20 protein-coding genes and 1 pseudogene are annotated in these 20,651 nt (G+C 40.0%); 9 read left to right on the top strand and 12 right to left on the bottom strand.

Annotated features, from left to right (window positions below; all coding sequences use genetic code 11):
- Positions 1–55 precede the first annotated feature (55 nt).
- Positions 56–1,024: a class 1 fructose-bisphosphatase gene (locus HJP15_RS16600; protein WP_054203031.1), complete on the top strand. Its 969-nt coding sequence runs from the start codon at positions 56–58 to the stop codon at positions 1,022–1,024.
- 193 nt (positions 1,025–1,217) lie between these two features.
- Here the strand turns inward: HJP15_RS16600 and HJP15_RS16595 are convergent, their stop codons facing one another.
- Entirely contained in the window at positions 1,218–1,544 is a 327-nt protein-coding gene (locus HJP15_RS16595) for a hypothetical protein (RefSeq protein ID WP_170174177.1), read from the bottom strand.
- A 56-nt stretch (positions 1,545–1,600) separates the two neighbouring features.
- Here HJP15_RS16595 and HJP15_RS16590 point away from each other — a divergent pair, with 56 nt between their 5' ends.
- The 3 genes and pseudogenes from HJP15_RS16590 to HJP15_RS16580 all read left to right on the top strand — a co-directional run bounded on the left by HJP15_RS16590 (position 1,601) and on the right by HJP15_RS16580 (position 6,144).
- The gene (locus HJP15_RS16590) at positions 1,601–1,957 is read left to right on the top strand and encodes a DUF5522 domain-containing protein (RefSeq protein WP_054203029.1); all 357 of its coding nucleotides are present in this window, start codon (positions 1,601–1,603) and stop codon (positions 1,955–1,957) included.
- Positions 1,958–2,127: 170 nt separating this feature from the next.
- Positions 2,128–4,559: pseudogene (locus HJP15_RS16585) on the top strand (TonB-dependent receptor).
- A gap of 64 nt (positions 4,560–4,623) precedes the next feature.
- Positions 4,624–6,144 carry a tetratricopeptide repeat-containing sulfotransferase family protein gene (locus HJP15_RS16580; RefSeq protein WP_249365885.1) on the top strand — a complete coding sequence of 507 codons (1,521 nt, stop codon included), beginning with the start codon at positions 4,624–4,626 and terminating at the stop codon, positions 6,142–6,144.
- Here the strand turns inward: HJP15_RS16580 and HJP15_RS16575 are convergent.
- Positions 6,141–6,983, bottom strand: coding sequence for a sulfurtransferase (locus HJP15_RS16575; RefSeq protein ID WP_054203026.1), 843 nt, complete (start codon positions 6,981–6,983; stop codon positions 6,141–6,143). The genes HJP15_RS16580 and HJP15_RS16575 overlap by 4 nt on opposite strands.
- Positions 6,984–7,191: 208 nt before the next feature.
- On the opposite strand from HJP15_RS16575, the gene HJP15_RS16570 reads away from it, so the two are divergent.
- Entirely contained in the window at positions 7,192–7,932 is a 741-nt protein-coding gene (locus HJP15_RS16570) for a glycosyltransferase family 25 protein (protein ID WP_170174175.1), read from the top strand.
- A gap of 126 nt (positions 7,933–8,058) precedes the next feature.
- Here HJP15_RS16570 and HJP15_RS16565 read toward each other — a convergent pair whose 3' ends face one another.
- The 5 genes from HJP15_RS16565 to HJP15_RS16545 form a co-directional block, all read right to left on the bottom strand.
- A complete protein-coding gene (locus HJP15_RS16565) occupies positions 8,059–8,478 on the bottom strand; it encodes a group I truncated hemoglobin (RefSeq protein WP_170174174.1) in 420 nt (139 codons plus the stop codon).
- The gene (locus tag HJP15_RS16560; RefSeq protein WP_170174189.1) at positions 8,478–9,305 is read right to left on the bottom strand and encodes a DUF3034 family protein; all 828 of its coding nucleotides are present in this window, start codon (positions 9,303–9,305) and stop codon (positions 8,478–8,480) included. The genes HJP15_RS16565 and HJP15_RS16560 overlap by 1 nt, the downstream gene beginning before the upstream one ends.
- Entirely contained in the window at positions 9,298–11,616 is a 2,319-nt protein-coding gene (locus HJP15_RS16555) for a bifunctional diguanylate cyclase/phosphodiesterase (RefSeq protein ID WP_054203022.1), read from the bottom strand. Before HJP15_RS16555 ends, HJP15_RS16560 begins: the two co-directional genes overlap by 8 nt.
- Positions 11,609–12,268 (bottom strand): methylamine utilization protein, encoded by a 660-nt coding sequence (locus HJP15_RS16550; RefSeq protein ID WP_170174173.1) that lies wholly within the window; start codon positions 12,266–12,268, stop codon positions 11,609–11,611. The genes HJP15_RS16555 and HJP15_RS16550 overlap by 8 nt, the downstream gene beginning before the upstream one ends.
- Before the next feature lie 158 nt (positions 12,269–12,426).
- Entirely contained in the window at positions 12,427–13,533 is a 1,107-nt protein-coding gene (locus HJP15_RS16545) for a phosphoribosylaminoimidazolesuccinocarboxamide synthase (RefSeq protein WP_170174172.1), read from the bottom strand.
- 186 nt (positions 13,534–13,719) lie between these two features.
- Here HJP15_RS16545 and HJP15_RS16540 point away from each other — a divergent pair, with 186 nt between their 5' ends.
- The 3 genes from HJP15_RS16540 to HJP15_RS16530 are packed head-to-tail and all read left to right on the top strand — an operon-like array spanning position 13,720 to position 16,209.
- Positions 13,720–14,406 (top strand): ABC transporter ATP-binding protein, encoded by a 687-nt coding sequence (locus tag HJP15_RS16540; RefSeq protein ID WP_170174171.1) that lies wholly within the window; start codon positions 13,720–13,722, stop codon positions 14,404–14,406.
- The gene (locus HJP15_RS16535; protein WP_170174170.1) at positions 14,406–15,698 is read left to right on the top strand and encodes an ABC transporter permease; all 1,293 of its coding nucleotides are present in this window, start codon (positions 14,406–14,408) and stop codon (positions 15,696–15,698) included. Before HJP15_RS16540 ends, HJP15_RS16535 begins: the two co-directional genes overlap by 1 nt.
- Positions 15,699–15,708: 10 nt before the next feature.
- Entirely contained in the window at positions 15,709–16,209 is a 501-nt protein-coding gene (locus HJP15_RS16530; RefSeq protein WP_054203017.1) for a DUF3299 domain-containing protein, read from the top strand.
- A 52-nt stretch (positions 16,210–16,261) separates the two neighbouring features.
- Here the strand turns inward: HJP15_RS16530 and mutM are convergent, their stop codons facing one another.
- Positions 16,262–17,071 carry a bifunctional DNA-formamidopyrimidine glycosylase/DNA-(apurinic or apyrimidinic site) lyase gene (gene mutM / locus HJP15_RS16525; RefSeq protein ID WP_169327580.1) on the bottom strand — a complete coding sequence of 270 codons (810 nt, stop codon included), beginning with the start codon at positions 17,069–17,071 and terminating at the stop codon, positions 16,262–16,264.
- Position 17,072: 1 nt separating this feature from the next.
- Positions 17,073–17,591, bottom strand: coding sequence for a hypothetical protein (locus HJP15_RS16520; RefSeq protein ID WP_054203015.1), 519 nt, complete (start codon positions 17,589–17,591; stop codon positions 17,073–17,075).
- A 347-nt stretch (positions 17,592–17,938) separates the two neighbouring features.
- Here HJP15_RS16520 and HJP15_RS16515 point away from each other — a divergent pair, with 347 nt between their 5' ends.
- Positions 17,939–18,865 (top strand): manganese-dependent inorganic pyrophosphatase, encoded by a 927-nt coding sequence (locus tag HJP15_RS16515; protein WP_054203014.1) that lies wholly within the window; start codon positions 17,939–17,941, stop codon positions 18,863–18,865.
- A gap of 305 nt (positions 18,866–19,170) precedes the next feature.
- Here the strand turns inward: HJP15_RS16515 and rpmG are convergent, their stop codons facing one another.
- The 3 genes from rpmG to radC all read right to left on the bottom strand — a co-directional run bounded on the left by rpmG (position 19,171) and on the right by radC (position 20,524).
- The gene (gene rpmG, locus HJP15_RS16510; RefSeq protein WP_004335545.1) at positions 19,171–19,326 is read right to left on the bottom strand and encodes a 50S ribosomal protein L33; all 156 of its coding nucleotides are present in this window, start codon (positions 19,324–19,326) and stop codon (positions 19,171–19,173) included.
- An 11-nt stretch (positions 19,327–19,337) separates the two neighbouring features.
- A complete protein-coding gene (gene rpmB, locus HJP15_RS16505; protein WP_054203012.1) occupies positions 19,338–19,574 on the bottom strand; it encodes a 50S ribosomal protein L28 in 237 nt (78 codons plus the stop codon).
- 275 nt (positions 19,575–19,849) lie between these two features.
- Positions 19,850–20,524, bottom strand: a complete 675-nt coding sequence (gene radC, locus HJP15_RS16500; RefSeq protein WP_054203011.1) for a RadC family protein — start codon at positions 20,522–20,524, stop codon at positions 19,850–19,852.
- Positions 20,525–20,651: the final 127 nt, after the last annotated feature.

The raw sequence follows: 20,651 nt of genomic DNA, 5'->3' as shown, positions 1-20,651 counted from the left end.
AGTCGCTCTCACATAAAAAGATTATTACAGCCCATAACGTTATCAGGAAAATAGAATGCGTAGACTTCCACCGGTTTTACTTGAAGACGGTTGCCCAAGAGAATTAATTTCTTTGATCCGAACCATTTTAGCTGCATGTAAAGAAATTTCTTTTCGTGTTGGCCAAGGTGCACTTTCAGGCGTACTCGGTTCAACACTTGATGAAAACATTCAAGGCGAAACACAAAAAAAACTTGATGTAGTAACCAACCAGCTCCTCAAAGACATATTACTGGAATCAGGCTACGTAAAAGCGATTGCTTCTGAAGAAGAAGATTACACCGTTGCGGGTAACCCTGACGCTGAATATATCGTCGCATTCGACCCGCTTGACGGCTCATCAAATACCGATATCAACTCATTAGTCGGTACTATCTTCTCTATCATGAAAGCACCTGAAGGTTCAGATGCAGCAGATCAGAGCATCTTTATGCAGCCGGGTAAAAATCAAGTTGCGGCGGGTTATGTTTTATATGGCCCATGCACTACTCTTGCGCTAACAACCGGTAAAGGTACACGTTTTTTCACCCTTGATAAAACGCACGGCACATTTTTACTTACTCAAGATTTTGCACAAGTACCTGAAGACACCAACGAATACGCTATTAACGCATCAAACCAACGCCATTGGCAACCAGCTATGCAAAGTTACATTGATGACTTAATGGCTGGCGAAACAGGCCCACGCGCTCGTAACTTCAACATGCGTTGGATTGCAGCCATGGTAGGTGATGTGCATCGTGTTTTATGTCGTGGTGGATTATTTACTTATCCTACCGACACTAAGGATCCAAACAAACCAAATAAACTACGCTTACTTTATGAAGCAAACCCAATGGCCATGCTTATCGAACAAGCTGGCGGCATTGCATCAACAGGCACTGAGCGCATCATGGATATTCAACCAGACGCCATTCACCAGCGTGTAGCCGTTATTTTAGGTTCTAAAAACGAAGTAGAAACCTGCTTGGGATATCATAAGTAATAGCTGTAAGCTGTAAGCTGTAAGCTGTAAGCTGTAAGCTGTAAGCTGTAAGCTGTAAGCTGTAAGCTGTAAGCTGTAAGCTGTAAGCTGTAAGCTGTAAGCTGTAAGCTGTAAGCTCAAAAATATAAACCATGCTTGTTAAGTCAAGCACGGTTTATATTTTATCTCTAAACTGACGGCTGACGGCTGACGGCTAAATTTTCAACAACTCAACCAGTCTCTCAATTTTACTATTATCGAGCTCACCCATTTGTTCGCTGTTACTTAAGGCATAAATTGCGCCTTCGACAGCGCTGTGGTCTATGTCGGTTCTTGATTCAATAACATTGGCCCACAGCTCAATATCGTCTAAATCTATCTCGCCGGCAAGGCATCGAGTGAGCACATCGAGTACGGCTTCGAGCGTTAATATGTAGGCTGGGCTTTGATCATCTGCTAGTGATGAAACAATAATGCCGATGGCTTCGTCTTTGTGTTTACCAAAGGTGGTAAATTCTGCTAAGGCTTGTGCTCTGTTCATATGTGTTTATCTGTTATTCTATAGATGATAATTATTAAAGCTTAAATGAATATTGAATGACTACTTTAGCCTGTTCGCAATGCCAAGCTACTCTCACCTGCAATGTTGATAATATCAATGCCTGTTGGTGCAATGAGCTGCCTGCTATTTTACCGCTTGATAGCACAACCACCAGCTGTTTATGCCAAGTGTGTACTTTGGAAAAAATTAATACATTTTTAAACACGCTGTATCAGCGCCCCCTTAAAGAACAAGTCGCTTTTGCTAAGCCCTTTCAAAGTAATGCTAATTTAATTGAACGCCTCGATTATGAGATGCAAAACGGCTATATGGTATTCAGTCGTTGGTTTTTTTTAAAGCGCGGCAACTGCTGCAAAAACAACTGTAAAAATTGTCCGTACCGAAAACAGTAAATAGTTATTCAAATAATTTAAATAATATTGCAAATAACGCATGACTATCAGAATAAAAATACATTACAATTGGATATAAATTCACTAAGAATTTACTTAATTGCGCCTTACAAAGTGGTTTAGGCTACTTTTTAAGCATAAATATACTGTAACTTATTCGGAAAATGAACATGACTGCCTTTAGACCTGCGTTACTTGCCTCTGCCGTTTCTGCCATTTTATTTAATAGCCAACCACTATCAGCTGCTGAATCAGCAATTCAAGCAGATAAAGCAATCGAAACTATTCAAGTAACTGCAACTCGTCGTGCGGGTTCAGTGCAAGAAGCCCCCCTTAATATTACCGCTCTTGATGGCGATGTGATCAAAGATCAAAACATTGGTGATCTTGAAGATATAGCGCGTTGGGTGCCCGGTTTAACTATTTCTGATCAAGGCGGGCGTGAAGGCTCACCGATTATTGTCCGCGGCTTAAATACCAATACCTCTGATCGTATTTCTGACGGCGGTACTGTTGCTACTTATGTGGGCGAAATTCCACTTAATATTGATTTACGTTTAACTGATGTTGATCGTGTTGAAGTACTTATTGGCCCGCAAGGCACTTTGTATGGTGCTGGTACATTAGGTGGCGCTATTCGTTACTTATTAAAGCAGCCTGAGCTTGATATTACAGAAGGCCAAGTAACCGGTGATATATTTGCATTAAATGAAAGTGACGGTACGGGCGGTGAGTTTGGCTTGGTATTCAATACGCCTTTAATTGAGGATGTGTTGGCTATTCGCGCCAGTGTAAATCATTACACTAACCCGGTTATATCGATTATAACTACGTGGTGCAAAACCCCGGTGTATCAAACCCAAATCCAGATTTTACCAATCAGCAAGATGTAAACGCCAACTTACGCCGTGTTAGTGACGTAAATGATGAGCAAATCACTACTGGTCGTGTATCACTGCGTTGGCAAGCTAATGAAGCGGTTGAGGCTACGCTTAACTACTTTTATCAAAAGCAAGAAAACGGTGGCAATTCAACATCGCAATATAATTCACTAAGCGATACCAACCCATTACACGGTATGATTGGTCAATATGAAAATGCCGCGCGTATTCTTGAGCCGGGTGAAGAAGAAAACGATTTATTAAGTTTAGAGATCAAAGCTGATTTAGGCTTTGCTGAACTTGTGTCGGCATCAGGCTGGTCAAGCTATGAGCAATCTGGGCAACGTGACCAAACTGATTTGCTTTACGATATTTGGAGTGGTTATGCTGATTTCCCTGCGTTTGTAGCGCAAACTTTGGATACGTCAAAACGTGATAGTTTCACTCAAGAAATTCGTTTAGTGTCTAACTCTGATAGCGCTTTTAACTGGATTGTCGGTGGTTATTACAACAAACTTGAAACTCACTCAGACGATCGCGAATACACACCCGGTTTAACTGAGTTTTGGGGCGATGATATTCCTAATCTGCAACAAGATCTCGAGTATATTTTAGTCAGTGACTCTGAGATCACTGAACAAGCTTTATTTGGTGAGGTAGGGTATGCCTTTACCGAGCAATTTAACGTGACACTTGGCGCGCGTTTTTACGAGTATGATGTATCAACAACATCTGGCTCAGCAACACCGTTGTACTCAGGTGATTTTTCATCATTAGATCAACTTACAATGGTGAATACGAGCGCCAGTGATAACGGTAACTTATTTAAATTTAATGCTAATTACACATTTAATTCTGGTGTACTTGCCTATTTTACCGTAAGTGAAGGCTTTAGAATTGGCGGTGGCAACGGTCTAGCACCTTGCCCTGATATATTACCTGAACAGCAAATAGTTTGTGCTCTTCCAAATGAAATTGGTTATGAACCCGATACCACAGTAAACTATGAGCTAGGTTTTAAATCAAGCTGGTTTAAAAATCGCTTACACTTTAATGCGGCGCTATTTAACGTTGACTGGAAAGACGCACAAGTCGGGACTGCAACCGTAAATGGTCAAGAGCTAATCACCTCAAATGCAGCTACAGCTAACTCAAAGGGCGTGGAAATTTCATCTCGCGCAATGATTGCTGATAACTGGACTGCCTACGCCACTTATGCTTATGCAAAGGCACAGTTAACTGAAGATGCTCCTGGGTTATTAGGTGTACTGGACGATGAATACGCACAGTATCAAACATATTACGATGGCTCTGATGGCGACCGTTTACCAGGCGCGCCTGAGCATCAGTTTTCATTTGGCCTACGTTACGAGCAAGATGTACTCGATGATAAATTGCTAAGCATTAACTACGGTATGACCGCGCAAAGTGATGTGATCACTAAAGTCGGCTTAAAAGCTGATGGCGAAACACTTTCAGGTTATGCACTGAGTAACTTATCAGCCAAGTTAACCGGTAATATGTGGTCAGCCACTCTCTATGTTGATAACTTATTCGATAAGTACGCGTTTACCTCGGTACGCCGTGATAAATCATGGGCTGGCATGACTAAGTACGAAGAGCTAAACAAAGAACTGCCTAAATTACAACGTGTGTATGGTCACTACACCACAACACCTCGTACTATTGGTATGAAGTTTACGTATAACTTTGAACTGTAATAACAGCTCTTTGTAAACTAAAAAAGCCTTGGTGTTTTACGCCAAGGCTTTTATGCTTATTACTATGCAATTAACATCCGTTCAAAAAAACCTACAACAACAAATTGAGCACGCTATTAATCATGGCAAGCTTAACGACGCGCATTTATTACTGGTCAGTAATATTAACAACACACCGAATGATCACTTTAGTTATTTTTTACTCGCGCAAATAAACATTGCTGCAAACGATAATAGCAAGGCACATAAACTACTCCATAAAGCGATTAGCATTGATCCAATGCCATTATACTTTGCTCACTTGGCAAAATTAGCGGTACTCAGTGGCAAGCTGTTAGATGCGCAACAAGCGATTAATAAAGCAGTAAAGCACACACAGTTTAATGCTATTGAGTGCGATTTAATTGCCAATGTACTAACTCGTTTAGGGCACTATCAACTCGCGTTAGAATGGCAACTGCAGGCTCATCAACATGCTCCTACAAATCCACAGATGAGCTATAACTTAGCTGTAGCGTATAAAATAATGGGGCAATTTAATGATGCAGTACAGCTACTGCATTCACTTATAAAACAACACCCGCAGCATTTTCAGGCTCACTATTCACTGGCCGAACTTAACGATAACCAACAGGCTAAGCAGCATTTACAACTGCTTTTAGGTTTAACCGAGTACGCTAAAACCCCGATACAGCAGCAATTTTTGCACCACGCAATTGCACTTAATTATGAACATTGCACTGATTATAAGCAGGCCTTTACTCACTTTAATACAAGTAAAAAACTTATCTATCAAAATGTTAAATATAACGCACAAGCCCATCGTGAATTTTGTAGGCAGCTTATCGCTTTAAGTGATGATTATAGGCCGCAAATAAATCACAACAATTTTGCACCATTGTTTATTGTGGGTATGCCGCGCTCCGGCACTACTTTGATGGAGAAAATAATAAACCAGTCAGCACACGTACAAGGGGTGGGTGAACTCAATGACATTGCCCAGCTTTGCCAAGGCAATAATACTCAGCTGTTAAATAGTAGCGTAATCAATGCCGTGTATAAAAATAGCGAACTAACAACACAATTGGCTCAATATCAACAGCGTATTACGCAACTAGTGGATCCACAGCTGCGTAGCTGCGATAAACAGCCATTCAATTTTTATTATATTGATTTAATTTTAGCAGCCTTTCCTAGTGCTAAAATTATTTGTATGCAACGCGGGGAAAAAGACAGCTGTATTGCTAATTTTCGCCAACTTTATAATCCAGCAAGTCCCTTTCATCACTACAGCTATAACTTAAATAATATAAAGAACTTTTATGAAGACTGCGGTGATTTGATTGAGCACTTTACAAATAAATACCCTGATAATGTAATCACTATAAAGTACGAAGAACTCGTAACTAATCCGATTGCAAGCACGCAGCAGGTTTATGCATTTTGTGATTTAACGTGGCAAGAACAATGTTTAGATTTTTACAAACAACACAGCCCGTCAGCAACGGCAAGTAAAGTACAAGTACGCCAGCCTCTCAATAACAAAGCCATTGATTACTGGCAACACTACGGGTTTGCACTTTAACGTGCTGGGCTAGAGCCGGTTTCGATAGGCAACTCATCACGGCCGCCCCACTCACTCCATGAACCGTCGTATACATGTAAGTTTTCGTAGCCACATTCATCAGCAAACAATGCCAATATGCACGCTGTTACGCCCGACCCACAACTAAACTGTAAGATACTTTGGCCATCTATTACCGCCTCAAACGCCGCTTTTATTTGTGTCAGTGGCTTAGCTTCCCCGTCATTGAGTAATGCTGCAAACGGTAATGAACAACTATTAGGAATATGCCCACTGCGCATACCTTCGCGAGGCTCTGCCATTTCGCCAGTGAAACGCTTATAGCTTCGTGCATCAAGCAAAAGTACATCATCGTCATCAATACCATTAAACACGGCTGCTGTATCGATAAAGTACCCTACACGCGCTCTTGCTTTAAAATTACCCTTGTGGTGATTTTGGCTGTATTCAACTTGAGTGAGGTAACCGAGTGATTGCCATTTAGCTAAACCGCCACTGAGAACCTTAACGTTGTCAAAGCCCATTGCTTTAAACATCCACCAGCCACGCGCGGCACTAAATAGTCCGCCATCTTCATAAATAACAACAAGTGAATCATTATCAACACCCAGCAATTGCATTTGCTCGGTAAACTGCTCAGGACTACACATAGTATGCGATAAGCCGCTGGATAAATCCGCTAACTGCTTTTTAAAATCAAAGCGCAAAGCATTGGGTAGCTTAGCGTGAGGCTGATATTGCCCAGGTAAACCAGGACGCACCATTCCTGCATCAAAAATAACGAGTTTAGGGTCGGTTAGATGTTCATTTAACCACGTGGCGGTTACTAAATTTTTCATTATCGTCCTATTCAAATGAATTTAGGCAGGATATTTACTATACCTAAAATTACATAGTTTACTGTGTTTCATTGCTATACTAACTAAGCATCCTACAGTAATGAATACCACTTCATCTAAATGAACATGTGCCGCCACTATATTTTGCTGAAACATAAAAACAAAACTGCTAGAATTATAGCTTACTTTGACTACGAATTTAAAATGTATGACAGCCCCTATTTATATTATTAACATGCCATCATGTAAAGAACGTTGGCATACGACAGCTTCTCGATTAGAGCATATTGGGCTCAAAGCACAGCGTTTCACAGCGACCGTAGGTAAAACACTAACGCCTAAGGAGCGCGCTCTTTGGTATTGCCCTAAAAAAAATAAACAGCATTATCATCGAGATCTTACTCCCGGTGAAATTGGCTGCTATGTTAGCCACATGCGTTTATGGCAAAAAATGGTTGATGAAAATATCTTAACTTGCGTCGTTCTCGAAGATGACTTACTCATCGAAGAGCATTTAAAATCAATTATTAAAGTAACCGAAGAGTTAAAAGATTGGGACCTGATAAAGCTATCAAATAACAGAGCCATACCGTTTATTGACACGCTCTCTTTGACGCACAATTTAGTTTTAGGTAATTACTTAAAAGTACCAAATGGTACGCTAGGATATATTTTAAGCTTAGAAGGTGCAAAAAAACTATTAAACCGCAAACCTTTTTATCGACCTGTAGACATGGACATACAATTCCATAGCGAAGTTGGATTGAAAGTAGTTGGTATAAAACCATACCCTGTTGCTGAAGATGAGCATTTTGAAAGTGAAATAGCCCTTGCTAATTCCGGCTCTCATTCTAGTAGGAGTACATTTATCAGAAACTTAAAACATAGGATATGTATTTATTTGCAAAGAAAAAAAATATCTGCCGATATCTCTACCGTTTTGAAATAAGAATACTTAACTAAATTTACTTGTGTTGCTAATAATTATACTCGGCCACCGCGCTCCTTAAATACCACTTTGAATAAAAAGGGCCCAGTGAAGCTATTTTAAGTATCACTGGGTGCCTTCCCAAGTTTAAATTTCAATAATCTCAGCTCGTAATGGAGCCATTTTTGCTAACACTTTATTTTGCACTGTATGATTGATATTCAGTTCATTCATCGCATTAATAAGTAACTCAACAACATGATTGAAGTCAGTCTCATTAATATTCATACCAGTATGAATCGCGACCATGTCATCGCCGATGTACTCACAAGGCCCGTCAGTTAAAGCGCACAAGTGGTTAATAAACCCATCACGAAAATGCGTGATGTTTGCATCTTCAAAATAGTGAATTATTTTCTCATCGCGCGCAATCTGATTAATAAAGCTATCAATTAACCTTTCAATTCCTGCTTTACCATCTAGCTGCTGATACAACGTTGGAGCACCAGTGGATTTACAGCCCCCCAGCATCAGCAATAACGCGACTATTATTAGTGTGCTTTTCATTACCAATACCCTGTTACTGATAAATACCAACCCGTTTGATCATCTGCGCCAGCTATACTGCCCAAGTCGAGCCAAGCAGCCGTAACGCTGACATACTTATTAGGCATCCAAGCGACAAATACATCACGCCAATCTTCTTCACCCAAACCTAAATTGTTTGATTTTTGGCGATATTCAATACCTACTGCAATATCACGGCTTAGAAAGATAGCCGTACTGCCTTCAAATAATAATTTTTGACGACTATTAGCACCACCGTAGCCAAGCAACCCTAACTGATTCGCTTCACTGTAGCGCGTAGTCATATTCCAAAACCAGTTGTAGCCCGCCAAAGCGCCTAAATGAAGCTTACTTGCTGCAAGGTAAATGTCTGTACCGCTTGTTGTTTCTGCGCCGACAAGTGTTGCTACGGCGCCATCGCGTAGTGATTTATGTTGTACGCCTAAACTTAATTGTGGCCATTGGCTATACACTATATCGCCGTATAAACGGATTTTAGCACCGGTGATTGACTGCTCTATTTTTGTGTTTAATGCTGGCACATCAAAATGTTGCTCTGCATAACTGAATTCAACACGATTAAACAAATTGATCTGCGCACCACAAACATCAAGGGTATAATCACTTACGTCTGCGCGACTGCAAAACCCATTGATTGCAAACTCATCGTCTGTTGCATAACCTGCTAATTGCGCCCAAGGGACTAAACCTCCACCCGCGCTACCTTCAACTTGCGATACGCCAGGCGTTGCTAATAATTTCCCTTGCCCTGCAAAGTTACTAAATGGTAATAAACAAGCAATAAATCCCAAAAAAAACTTAAGCATGCTCATTGTTAAACTCTTTTAACCATTGTTCAAAAACATCCGCTTTTAAAGGTCGGCTCAAATAATACCCTTGCACATGATCGCATTTCATACTTTTTAACAACTCAAGTGACCCTGCGGTTTCCACCCCTTCTGCAACAACTGAAAACCCTAACTGGTGGCCAAGCGTGATCGTGGATTCTACAATAAATTGATCTTTTTCTGATTCATCAAGTTTTAAAATAAAGCACTTATCCAGTTTAAGCTCGTCGATAGGTAACATTTTCAAGCGCCCCAGCGATGTCTGTCCTACACCATAATCATCGAGTGAAATTTTCACCCCTATTGCTTTAAGATTTTCAAGCGCTTGAATGCCTTTCTCTTCATTTTCGATCATATCGCGCTCAGTCAGCTCTATTGTGATCAAGGCAGGCGCGACCGAATAATTTTTTAATGTGCTCACTAAATTAGAATGAAATCCAGGGTATGCAATATCTTGCGCTGAAACGTTAATTGCAGCTTGCATATAAATGCCATTTTTCTGCCATTGTTCAACCTGCTTAATCACCGTTTTTATAACCCACTCGGTCAGCTCGACTATCAAACCTGACTGCTCAGCTAAATCAATAAATAGCTCCGGCGAAATCCAACGGCCATCTTTTTGCTGCCAACGGATCAAAGATTCAACTTTATCAATTTTTTGTGAAGCAATATTTAATTTAGGCTGGTAAGTCATAAATAATTGGCCGTCGTCATCTGCGATAGCCTGCTTAAGCTCATCAATCATTACTAAGCGCTCTAGATGCTCCTCATCTTCACCCGCTTGATAATAATGAATACTCTCATGGGCATTTTCACCGTTATCAACAGCGATTAATACGCGACGAATTAAGTCATCCGCTTTTAGGCCTTGAGCAGGATATTGCACAACTCCGGTACTAAAACGCAGGTTAATTTTTAATTTCTGAATGGTGTAGCAAGCCTGTAACTGCGCCATTAAACCTACAATGTCATTTTTAAAGTTCTGGCTACCATCACTTGGAAATACAGTTAAAAACTCATCACCACCAATACGTGCATGCAAGCCACCAAACTCATCAGAAAACTCGGCTATACGACCTGCAACTGCTTTTAAGCAATCATCGCCAATGCGTGGTCCTAACTTATCGTTGATATGACGCAAGCCGCGGATATCGATAGCCACCAGTGTATATTCTCGATCTTTATTTAACTGCTCATTGAGTACTTCTAGCATTGCTGAACGATTATAAAAGCCTGTAAGGGTATCATGTTTAGCTGCAAAACTAATTTGCTGCTCACGCTCTTGAATATCGTTACCCATGTTTTTAAATGCATCAATGAGTGTTGAAATTTCACTACTTTGCTTTTTACTCATCGCATCAACGCTATAATTACCGCGCGCAAATTGACGCGCTAAACTGGCTAACTGCGATAACGGCATAGTCAAATTTTTTGCAAGTAGGCTACTGGTGAAAATACCTATTACTATCGTAATTGCGGCCAGAAACATTAATGTAAAAAATAGTCGCTCAAATTCACTGTAGCTTTGTGTTAGATCAGCACTGAGCATCACATTCACTGAATGCTGGTTAAGTGACGGTAGAGAAAGATCGCGATTGCGATATACAAGCTGCTCGCCAAAAATACGTGAGGTGGTTTTTTTATGGAAGTACTCTGTTGGTATAAATGGAACTGGTCGCTCTAATAAGGAGCTTCGTACTAAATCATCTCCTTTGGCAATAAAACTAACATCTAAACCGGTTAAGTTTTTAAGCTCCAGCACAACACTTTCATCAATTTTAAAACCCACCAAGCTATATGCTACGGTGCGCGGCGCCTTAACGGGTAGTAAAATCACTTGGTAAAGCTCATTATTTAATACAACAAAATTAGACTGTTCTGAGTTGTTTAATAACTCACTCATTAACTGTACTAAATCATTGCTAAAATTCTGCTGCGGGGTATTTGATGAAATTAACTTACCCGATAAATCAAGTAGTAGCATTAAATCTGCATTAATACGCTGGCTGTGGTTATATAATACACTACTAATAGTATCAGCATCGCGAGTGGCTACCGCTTGTTTAAAACCAAAATCAGAGGTCAATACTTTTGCTGCGGTGAGCAATAAGCTTTGTTTAGCGCTTAAGTATTGCTTATAAACATTTTCAGCGACATTAATATCCTGTGTGACCTTTTTTTCATTAAATTCGCTGGTTGACCACCAAAAACTAAATAGGCTAACCATTGTTGTTAGCAGCACCAAGCCAACACATAAAATAATGATGCGATTTTTTAAGCTATTAGTCATTGCGACCCTTAAACTTATTACCAAACGTGTTACGCGGTGCAGGATCTGCTGTTTGCAAGCTAAGTTGTATATTATTCGGTGTGTTTATCGCTAATGAAATAATTTTTTTCTCTTCAAGCGTCGCTTTTTGTAAAGGATTCCATGCGCTTAATTGAACAGGTAATGTCACATTTTTAAGTTCGATACGACCTTGTTCGTCACTTTGGTAAACATGCTTATTTTTTGACACATAGATATACCCAACCATTGAATCATGGATATTACAGCCTAAAACAACAATACCTTCATTATCAAATGTAATTGGCTTTTCAGGTTGTCCTGAATAAAGCTTTAATTGAAAGGGCTTTGTTGGTGAAAATGAATAAACATGATGGCGAATATTATCGCTATTAGGAAAATTAACTTGTTGACCTTGTTGGGCAATTAATAAAACCGGTGAAAATTGCTTATCCACTTGATCCATTTCAAGAATAGATAAATTATCTTGTGTCGTAACGCTGTTTGCATTTACATGCTCAACCACTGTATTGCTCAGAGGAGCGCCATACTGATCAACAAAATTAAGTGTTAGGTTAGCTGCAAATACGTTATTCGCAAATATAAGCCCGGCAACACCTAATATGTATTTAGTGATTACTAGTTGCCATGTCATTTGGCGATTCCTTGTTTTATCATCACTAATATATACCTTGAGTTCGTTTTAACCTAAGTTAATTAAAGACAGGCCCTAAATGCAAGAATAAAAGCCCAATCACTATAAATTATAGCTAAATTTTGGGCTTTTGATTCTGTTAACTTGAAAACTAATGACTAAGAATGGGAAACCAGTCCGTATTGCTCATCCAGTATCGCAATGACTTCAGCGCGAGGATCGGCAGGAATAGTTATATCGTGACCTACAATTTTACTTGCAATACCAACATACGTGTCAGATACAGCTAACATAACTGATTCTGGTAACACATAATCTTTCGCTAGTTGTTCGCGCTCCGGCATGCGGTCTTTATTAAGTAGCACATCGCTATCTGGAACATTGTTGATTAATAATTGACGGAAACCTTCTTTCGAGTTTTCTACAATTTTACCATCACGGTACGCTGCTTCATCCCAAATACGTGACGAATCTGGCGTGCCCACTTCATCAATATATATAAGCTTATTTGTGCCATTTAAATCTTCAACATAACCAAACTCAAATTTTGTATCGACAAAAATTTGGTCCAGTTTTGCTAATTCGTCACTGATTAAGCTAAAGCCTTCAACTAATAGCTTTTCATATTTGGCTACATCTTCTGGCGATTTAAAGTTAAACACACCAAGGTTGTTAATAATATTTTCACGTGTGATGTTCACGTCATCGACTTCAGGTATGTCGGTAACACCAGTAATAATACCTTTTGTTGAAGGTGTAATTAATACCTCATCAAGCTTTTGATTTGCAACAAGCCCTTCTGGTAACTCTAAACCACAAAAGTTACGCATACCTTTACTGTAATCGCGCCACATGCTGCCAGTAATATATTGACGAGCAATGGCTTCCACTTTTACAGTGCTCGCTTTGCGTACTATCCAAATATATGGGTGCGGAATATCAACAATATGATTTCCTGCCAGACCAGCCTTATCAAATAATTTAAACCAATGAGAGGCAACACTGTTCAAAGCAATGCCTTTACCAGGCACACCATTTAAACCATTTTCACCTTGCCAAATACAATCGAATGCAGAGATACGATCAGAAATAATCATAATAGCCAGCTCAGTACCTTTTGGCACTTGGTAACCTTTTTCACTGATCAAACGCGCGCTATCTTCGTCTGTTAACCAATAAACTGAACGAACTTTACCACTGTGGACAGGACCTTTGGTACGCACTGGTAAATCATCGTTTACGTCTAAAACTTTATAGCTAGTCATGCTATCTCCGAGTATATGGCATGCTCTTAAAGAGCACGTGTATGGTATTGGGGTTATAAGGAGCTAATGATAATCGAGACCGCCTAAAATCACAATTAAAGCGCAATGCGATTTAACGCAGTTTAGTTTGAATTTTATTCTCTACGTTATAAGATAACATCAAAATTCAGCAGTAATTGAATAATAATGATTGATATAGAAGAATTAAGCTTTCAATGGCAACCACAGCAAAGCAAGCCCACCTTGGCCATTCCACGCCTTCAAATAGCCAAAGGCGAACATATTTTTTTACATGGCCCCAGTGGTTGCGGTAAATCAACGCTATTATCGTTGTTAGCGGGTATAAACCGACCAACAACTGGTAAGCTGAGTATTTTTGGTTGTGAGCTTAATAAGCTCAGTAATAGTAAACGTGATGCATTTAGGGCCGATCATATTGGCTATATTTTTCAAAATTTTAACTTGCTGCCTTATTTGTCACCTATTGATAATGTCACTCTTGGGTGCCAATTTTCAAAACAACGCCATCAAAAGGCATTAACCAGTAGTCCTTCCCTCCCACTTGAAGCTGCGAGGCTTTTAAATGCATTGGGGCTAGATAACCAATTCCACCAGCAAAATGTTGCTAATTTAAGTATTGGTCAACAACAGCGTGTTGCCGCTGCCCGTGCATTTATTGGCGCTCCTGAACTCATTATTGCCGACGAGCCAACCTCAGCTTTAGATACCAATAATCGCCAATCATTTATTGCGCTGCTTTTTGCGCAAGCTCAAGCCGTTAACAGCACCTTAGTATTTGTTAGTCACGATGAAAGCTTACAGCCACTGTTTAATCGTAGTATTGATTTAGTCGCATTGCAGGAGCAAATTTAATGATTTTAATAAAGCTTGCTCTTCGTAGTTTATACAATCGCCGCGCCAGTGCATTTTTAACCTTATTCACTATCGCAATTAGTGTAATGCTGTTACTAAGTATTGAACGTGTACGGGTAGACGCAAAAACCAGTTTTAGTAATACCATTTCGGGGACTGACTTAATCGTTGGTGCCCGTACAGGTGATATACAACTGTTACTTTCGTCTGTGTTTCGTATTGGTCACGCAAATAATAGCGTTAGCTGGTCAAGCTATGAATACATTAAACACCAACGCGGCGTGAAATGGACGATTCCAATGTCACTGGGTGATAGCCATAAAGGCCAAGCAGTGCTTGGTACATCTGCCGACTATTTTAAACATTATAAGTTTGCTAAAAAGCAACCACTGAGCTTTCGCGACGGCCACGCTTTTAATCATCTAAACGAAGTTGTTCTTGGCGCACAAGTTGCGCAAAAATTAGGGTACAAACTGGGCGACAGCATTATTATCTCCCACGGTATGGGTAATACCAGTTTTCATCACCATGATGATAACCCATTTACAGTGGTTGGGATTTTAAACGCCACTGGCACGCCGGTTGATAAAACATTACACATCCCATTAGCTGCCATTGAGTTAATCCATGGTGGCACTGGCGGCCACGCTGAGCATGAGCATGAGCATGAGCATGAGCATGAGCATGAGCATGAGCATGAGCATGAGCATGAGCAGCATAGTGTTCTGATCGGTGAACCAAAACAAATTACCGCTTTTTTAATTGGCTTTGATTCCCCGCTATATACTTTGCAAGTAAGGCGTAACATAAACCAATTTAAAGCCGAGGCATTACTGGCAATCATGCCTGGCGTTACCTTACGTGAGTTATGGGAAATGCTCACAATTATAGAAAAAATCTTATTACTATTTTCGATGGTAGTGGTACTTGTGAGTTTACTTGGCATGCTAACAACCCTATTAGCGAGTCTCAATCAGCGTCGCCGTGAATTAGCAATTCTACGCTCTGTAGGCGCGCGTCCTTGGCATTTATTTACGCTGATCAGCATGGAATCGTTATTAACAACATTTTTAGGGTGCCTACTTGGGTGCGGCTTATTTTACATATTAATGTCTCTTGCTGCTGGTTACTTACAAGCGCATGCAGGTATTACAATTACTATAGCCATGCTTTCTAGCTATGAACTCATGTTGATAGGCGCTATTATGGCGGCCGGCTTTATCGTTGGTTTGATCCCAGCAACCCGCGCCTATTTTTACTCATTGTCAGATGGCATGAGCATTAAAATTTAAGAGGAACACCATGCAGTATTTTCGAAAGTTCACGCTACTGTGCTTAGTTATTTTTAGTTTTTGCTACAGTTTCAATGGTCACGCGAATGCACCAAAAGAGATTTTTTGGGAAGATTTGATCCCTAAAGGCCATGTACAAATAGACACTCAAGATCAAGCAAGTCATGAAGGAAGCGAACAAAACTGGATCCAACCAGATCTTGATGCCCCAGTTGTAAAAGAGCTTAATGGTCAATCGGTTAGCTTACCGGGCTTTGTTGTGCCACTAGAGGGCGACAGCGAAATGATCACCGAATTTTTATTAGTACCCTATTTTGGTGCCTGTATCCACGTGCCACCACCGCCACCAAATCAAATTGTCCATGTAACGATTAAAGGCGGCGTACCTATCGAAAGCTTGTACGATGCAATTGTGGTTACGGGTATTATTAGCACAGAAGGATGGAGTGGTGATATTGCCCAAGTAGGCTATAAAATTAAAGCCGTAGGCGTTGCACCATTTGAGCTATAAACTGTAAATACACAATTAAAACCGATGCCTAAACATCGGTTTTTTTTACACCTTATTTTTGGCAGTTGCTGCAATAAACTGTGCTACGTTGCCCTAATCGAATCTCAGTAAGCTCTTTTTCGCATTTCATGCATGGCTCACCTTTGCGGCCATAGACAAGTAATTGTTGTGCAAAATAACCCGGCTTACCATCACTTTGAGCAAAGTCTTTTAATGTCGTACCGCCTTGGGTAATTGCAGCTGCGAGAGTCTCTTTAATAATTGGGATCAATTGCTGATAACGTGCTAACGATACTTTACCCGCTTCACGTTTGGGGTGGATACCCGCTTTAAACAATGATTCGTTTGCATAAATATTACCAACCCCAACGACCACAGCATTATCCATAATGAACTGCTTAACGGGCACTTTTTTATTGCGAGAGTATTCATAGACTCGTTTTGCAGTGAACTCATCAGTTAACGGTTCAGGACCAAGTTTAGACAGTAGTTTATGAACCGTGTCTGGTGCTTGCCACAAACAACAACCAAATCGGCGCGGATCATTTAATCGCAGCGCCTTGTCATTACCAAAGATAAATTCAATATGATCATGCTTTTTCAGTGGCTCATTTTTATCTACAACCCGTAAGTTACCCGACATGCCTAAATGCAAAATCACGCTGCCGAGTTCACATATCAGCAGTAAGTACTTTGCCCTGCGCTCAACCGCGATCACAGGTAAGTTAGTAATCTGATAAACATCATCAGGTACAGGCCAGCGCATATTCGGATTGTGAATATTCACTTTAGTGACTGTTTGCTGCAAAATATGAGGAGTGATCCCCATCCGACTAACCTCAACCTCTGGTAATTCAGGCATACTATTTAGACTCACTAATTGGAAAATTAAAGCTCACGAACAACCCCCGCGCTGTCACGCTATCTAGTAACATTACACGTTGTGTACTTTTATCTAATAAATAATACCCCTGCGGCGCTTTGTATAATTGATACAACCAAGGTAACTGCTCACCAGCAAGCCATATCGTAGCAACACTGAGCGGAACATTACTCTTTAATGACGTAGAGGCAGGCGCAAGCGGTAACTCACTTCCTTGCCATTTATTAATCAATTGTACAATATTGCTCTGAGTTGATTGCCATTGACTCTCTGGCGCATTTTTAAATAAAGCCTGACTGCGCCACGCAGTCCCGATACGCTCTATTTTTTGATCAGGAAACTCCAGCGCTAAAATAAAGCTTTGCGCAGGCAAGAGTGTTTGTATCCCTGATTCAACAGGAACACTATTAAGCTTTTTATGAAGGCCATTAAAAAAAAAGATCATCAATAACATAGAAAATATAAGAACATTATTCCACGCTTTGCGGCTGAGCTGCATTAGGGCACTCTTCTATGTAAATTCAAGTCGTTAAAGTGTAACCAAAAAGATTAAAAAAGGGCAGTCGAATTTTCTCTGCTTACCATAAACAAGTAACTTCAAAATACTTGCTTCAGTTAACCCAAGTACTAAAAGCGCTTTAGCAAAATATTGATTGCAAATAATAGTCAATCCTTCTTAAAAACGAATGTGTTTGGTGCTAACTAGCGCTTGATATTAGCTCCCTACAACATGCTAAATTGTGAACAATGAGGTTGTTTGGGTATATTATAAAAATTCACCAATGGGGATGTGTCAAAGCACAATTACTTTGTTAGAATATCGACAAATTTTAAGGAGCTCCGTCAATGTCAATGTATGTAGTGGGTCATAAAATCCCAGATTCTGATTCTATTTGTGGTGCAATTGCACTTGCTTATTTAAAAAACCAAATCGATGAGCCTGCAATTCCAACTCGTCTTGGTGATATTTCACCTGAAACACAATTTATCCTTGATAAATTTGGCTTTGAAGCACCAGAGCTAAAATTAAGCTATGCTGGTGAAGACGTTTACATCGTTGATCATACTGAAAAAACGCAAGCACCTGATGATATTGATCTAGCCCGCGTAGTTGGTGTTGTTGATCACCATAAATTAGGTGACCTAACTAGCTCAACACCACTTGAATGTTGGATCCGCCCAGTTGGTTGTTCGAACACCATCATTAAAATGATGTATGACTTTTACAATGTTGACATTCCGAAAGACATTGCAGGCATCATGTTATGTGCCATTTTAAGTGACACGGTTATTTTTAAATCGCCAACCTGCACCACTGCTGATATTAAATGTGTTGAAGCACTTGCTGAAATCGCCGGCATTGAAGACTTTAAAGAACTAGGCATGGATATGTTCCGTGTTAAATCAGCGGTTGAAAACACTCCTGCACGTGATTTAGTAATGCGTGACTTTAAAGACTTTAATATGAACGGCCAACTAGTGGGTATTGGCCAACTAGAAGTTATTGACCTTGCTGTATTTGATGATATTAAAGCAGACCTAGAAGCTGATATTGCCAAGCTGAAAGAAGAAGGCGGACGCCACTCGGTATTTTTACTGCTTACTGACATCATGAAAGAAGGTTCACAAATGCTAATCGTATCTGATGATGCGGGCATAGTAGAACGTGCTTACGGTGAAACACCTAAAGACGGTAAAGTATGGTTAGACGGCGTACTGAGTCGTAAAAAACAAGTAGTGCCACCATTACAAGATGAGTTTGCTAAGCTGTAAGCTGTAAGCTGTAAATTCTAAAAACCGTTGTTATGTAAATAGCAACGGTTTTTTGTTGGCTGTAAGCCATTTATACAAATAAACCGAAGGAGTAAAAACTTCCATAATGCAGTTTTTTGATGCAGACAGAGAGGGTATTTTTTCGTTGGGTTTCGCGCTGCTCAACCACAACCTACGTAGCCAATTTTAACGCCGTTCAGCTTAAAACTTACAGCTTAGTGCTCCTAGCTGCTCTTAACTGACGGCTAGTCTAAAACAAAAAACCCAGCCTAAGCTGGGTTTTTAATATTCATAAAAAACTAAAATTACTTGATTTTAGCTTCTTTGAAAAGAACATGTTTACGGATTTTTGGATCAAACTTTTTGATTTCCATTTTTTCCGGCATGTTACGCTTGTTCTTGTCGGTAGTGTAGAAAAAACCAGTACCAGCTGTAGAAACTAAACGGATCTTATCACGCATGACTCAGGTCCTTAAACTTTTACGCCGCGACCACGGATTTCTGTTAGAACCGTGTCGATGCCTTTTTTATCGATAATACGCATACCTTTAGTAGTAGTGCGTAATGTTACAAAACGTTTTTCACTTTCAACCCAAAAACGGTGTGTTTGTAGGTTAGGTAGGAAACGACGTCTAGTCGCGTTTCTCGCGTGTGAACGGTGATTACCAACCGCTGGACGCTTACCTGTAACTTGACATACTTTAGACATGTCTATATATCTCCAATAACTTCGCTCGAGCTTAATTTTCCCTTAGGCCATGTATTTTGTGCCCCAGGGATAAATCGAAGGGCGCTCTTTATACAGCTTATACAGGCAAAGATCAAGTAATTGATCTTATCCAACCAGCTCATGTGTAAATTTGATAGCGGCTAATTATAAAGATCGAATGCCCTTAGGGAAAGTAAAAACTGCATTTAAATTAAACTAATTTGCAAAACAGCACTAAACTGCTCATTTTTAACACGCTAGTAATCCGAAACCGCTTAAATCAACCCTCTTTGTGCAAAAGAAACACAATTATCACCACCAACAATGATGTGGTCTAAGATATTTATATCGACTAATTGCAGTGCTTGCTGCAATTTATTCGTAATAAGCTTATCAGCTTGGCTTGGTTCAGCGATACCTGATGGGTGATTGTGTGCCAAAATAAGTGCTGCAGCATTATTTTTTAAGGCTGCTTTTAACACTTCCCGTGGATAAACAGATGCTGAATTAATTGTCCCATAAAAAAGCGTTTCTTCTTTTATTAAGCGATTTTGACTATCCAAGTACAACACCATAAATACTTCTTGCTGCAATCCTCGCAGCTCGAGTGTTAAATAGTCATACACAGATTGTGGCGAGTTAAATACTGCTTTTCGCTGGCATTGCTCCATCATGTAACGACGACTTAATTCTAATACAGCTTGTAACTGCACAAACTTAGCTGTGCCTAATCCTTTTTGTGCACAAAAATCATCAATCGATGCGTTAAATAAATTATGTAATGTTTGGTTTTGCGTCATAAGGTGCTGTGCTAACTCAACGACATTCATGCCCGGTAACCCTGTTCGCAAAAATATCGCGAGTAACTCGGCATCACTGAGCGACTTTGCCCCCTTAGCTAATAGCTTTTCTCGTGGTCGCTGATTACTCGGTAAAGAAGTGAGCTGCATTATTTCGTCCCTAAAATCTAATGTAGTCATTTAACTGTAATGCAAAAATAAAGTTTCGCCTCTAAAACGCTTAATAAAATTCAAAATTAAAAACTTCGTCCATTCGCCAAAGATTTGCTATCGTTAG

The sequence above is a fragment of the Pseudoalteromonas sp. NEC-BIFX-2020_002 genome, assembly GCF_013002825.1.
Classification (GTDB): Bacteria; Pseudomonadota; Gammaproteobacteria; order Enterobacterales; family Alteromonadaceae; genus Pseudoalteromonas; species Pseudoalteromonas neustonica.
This window is presented reverse-complemented; position numbering and strand designations above follow the sequence as displayed.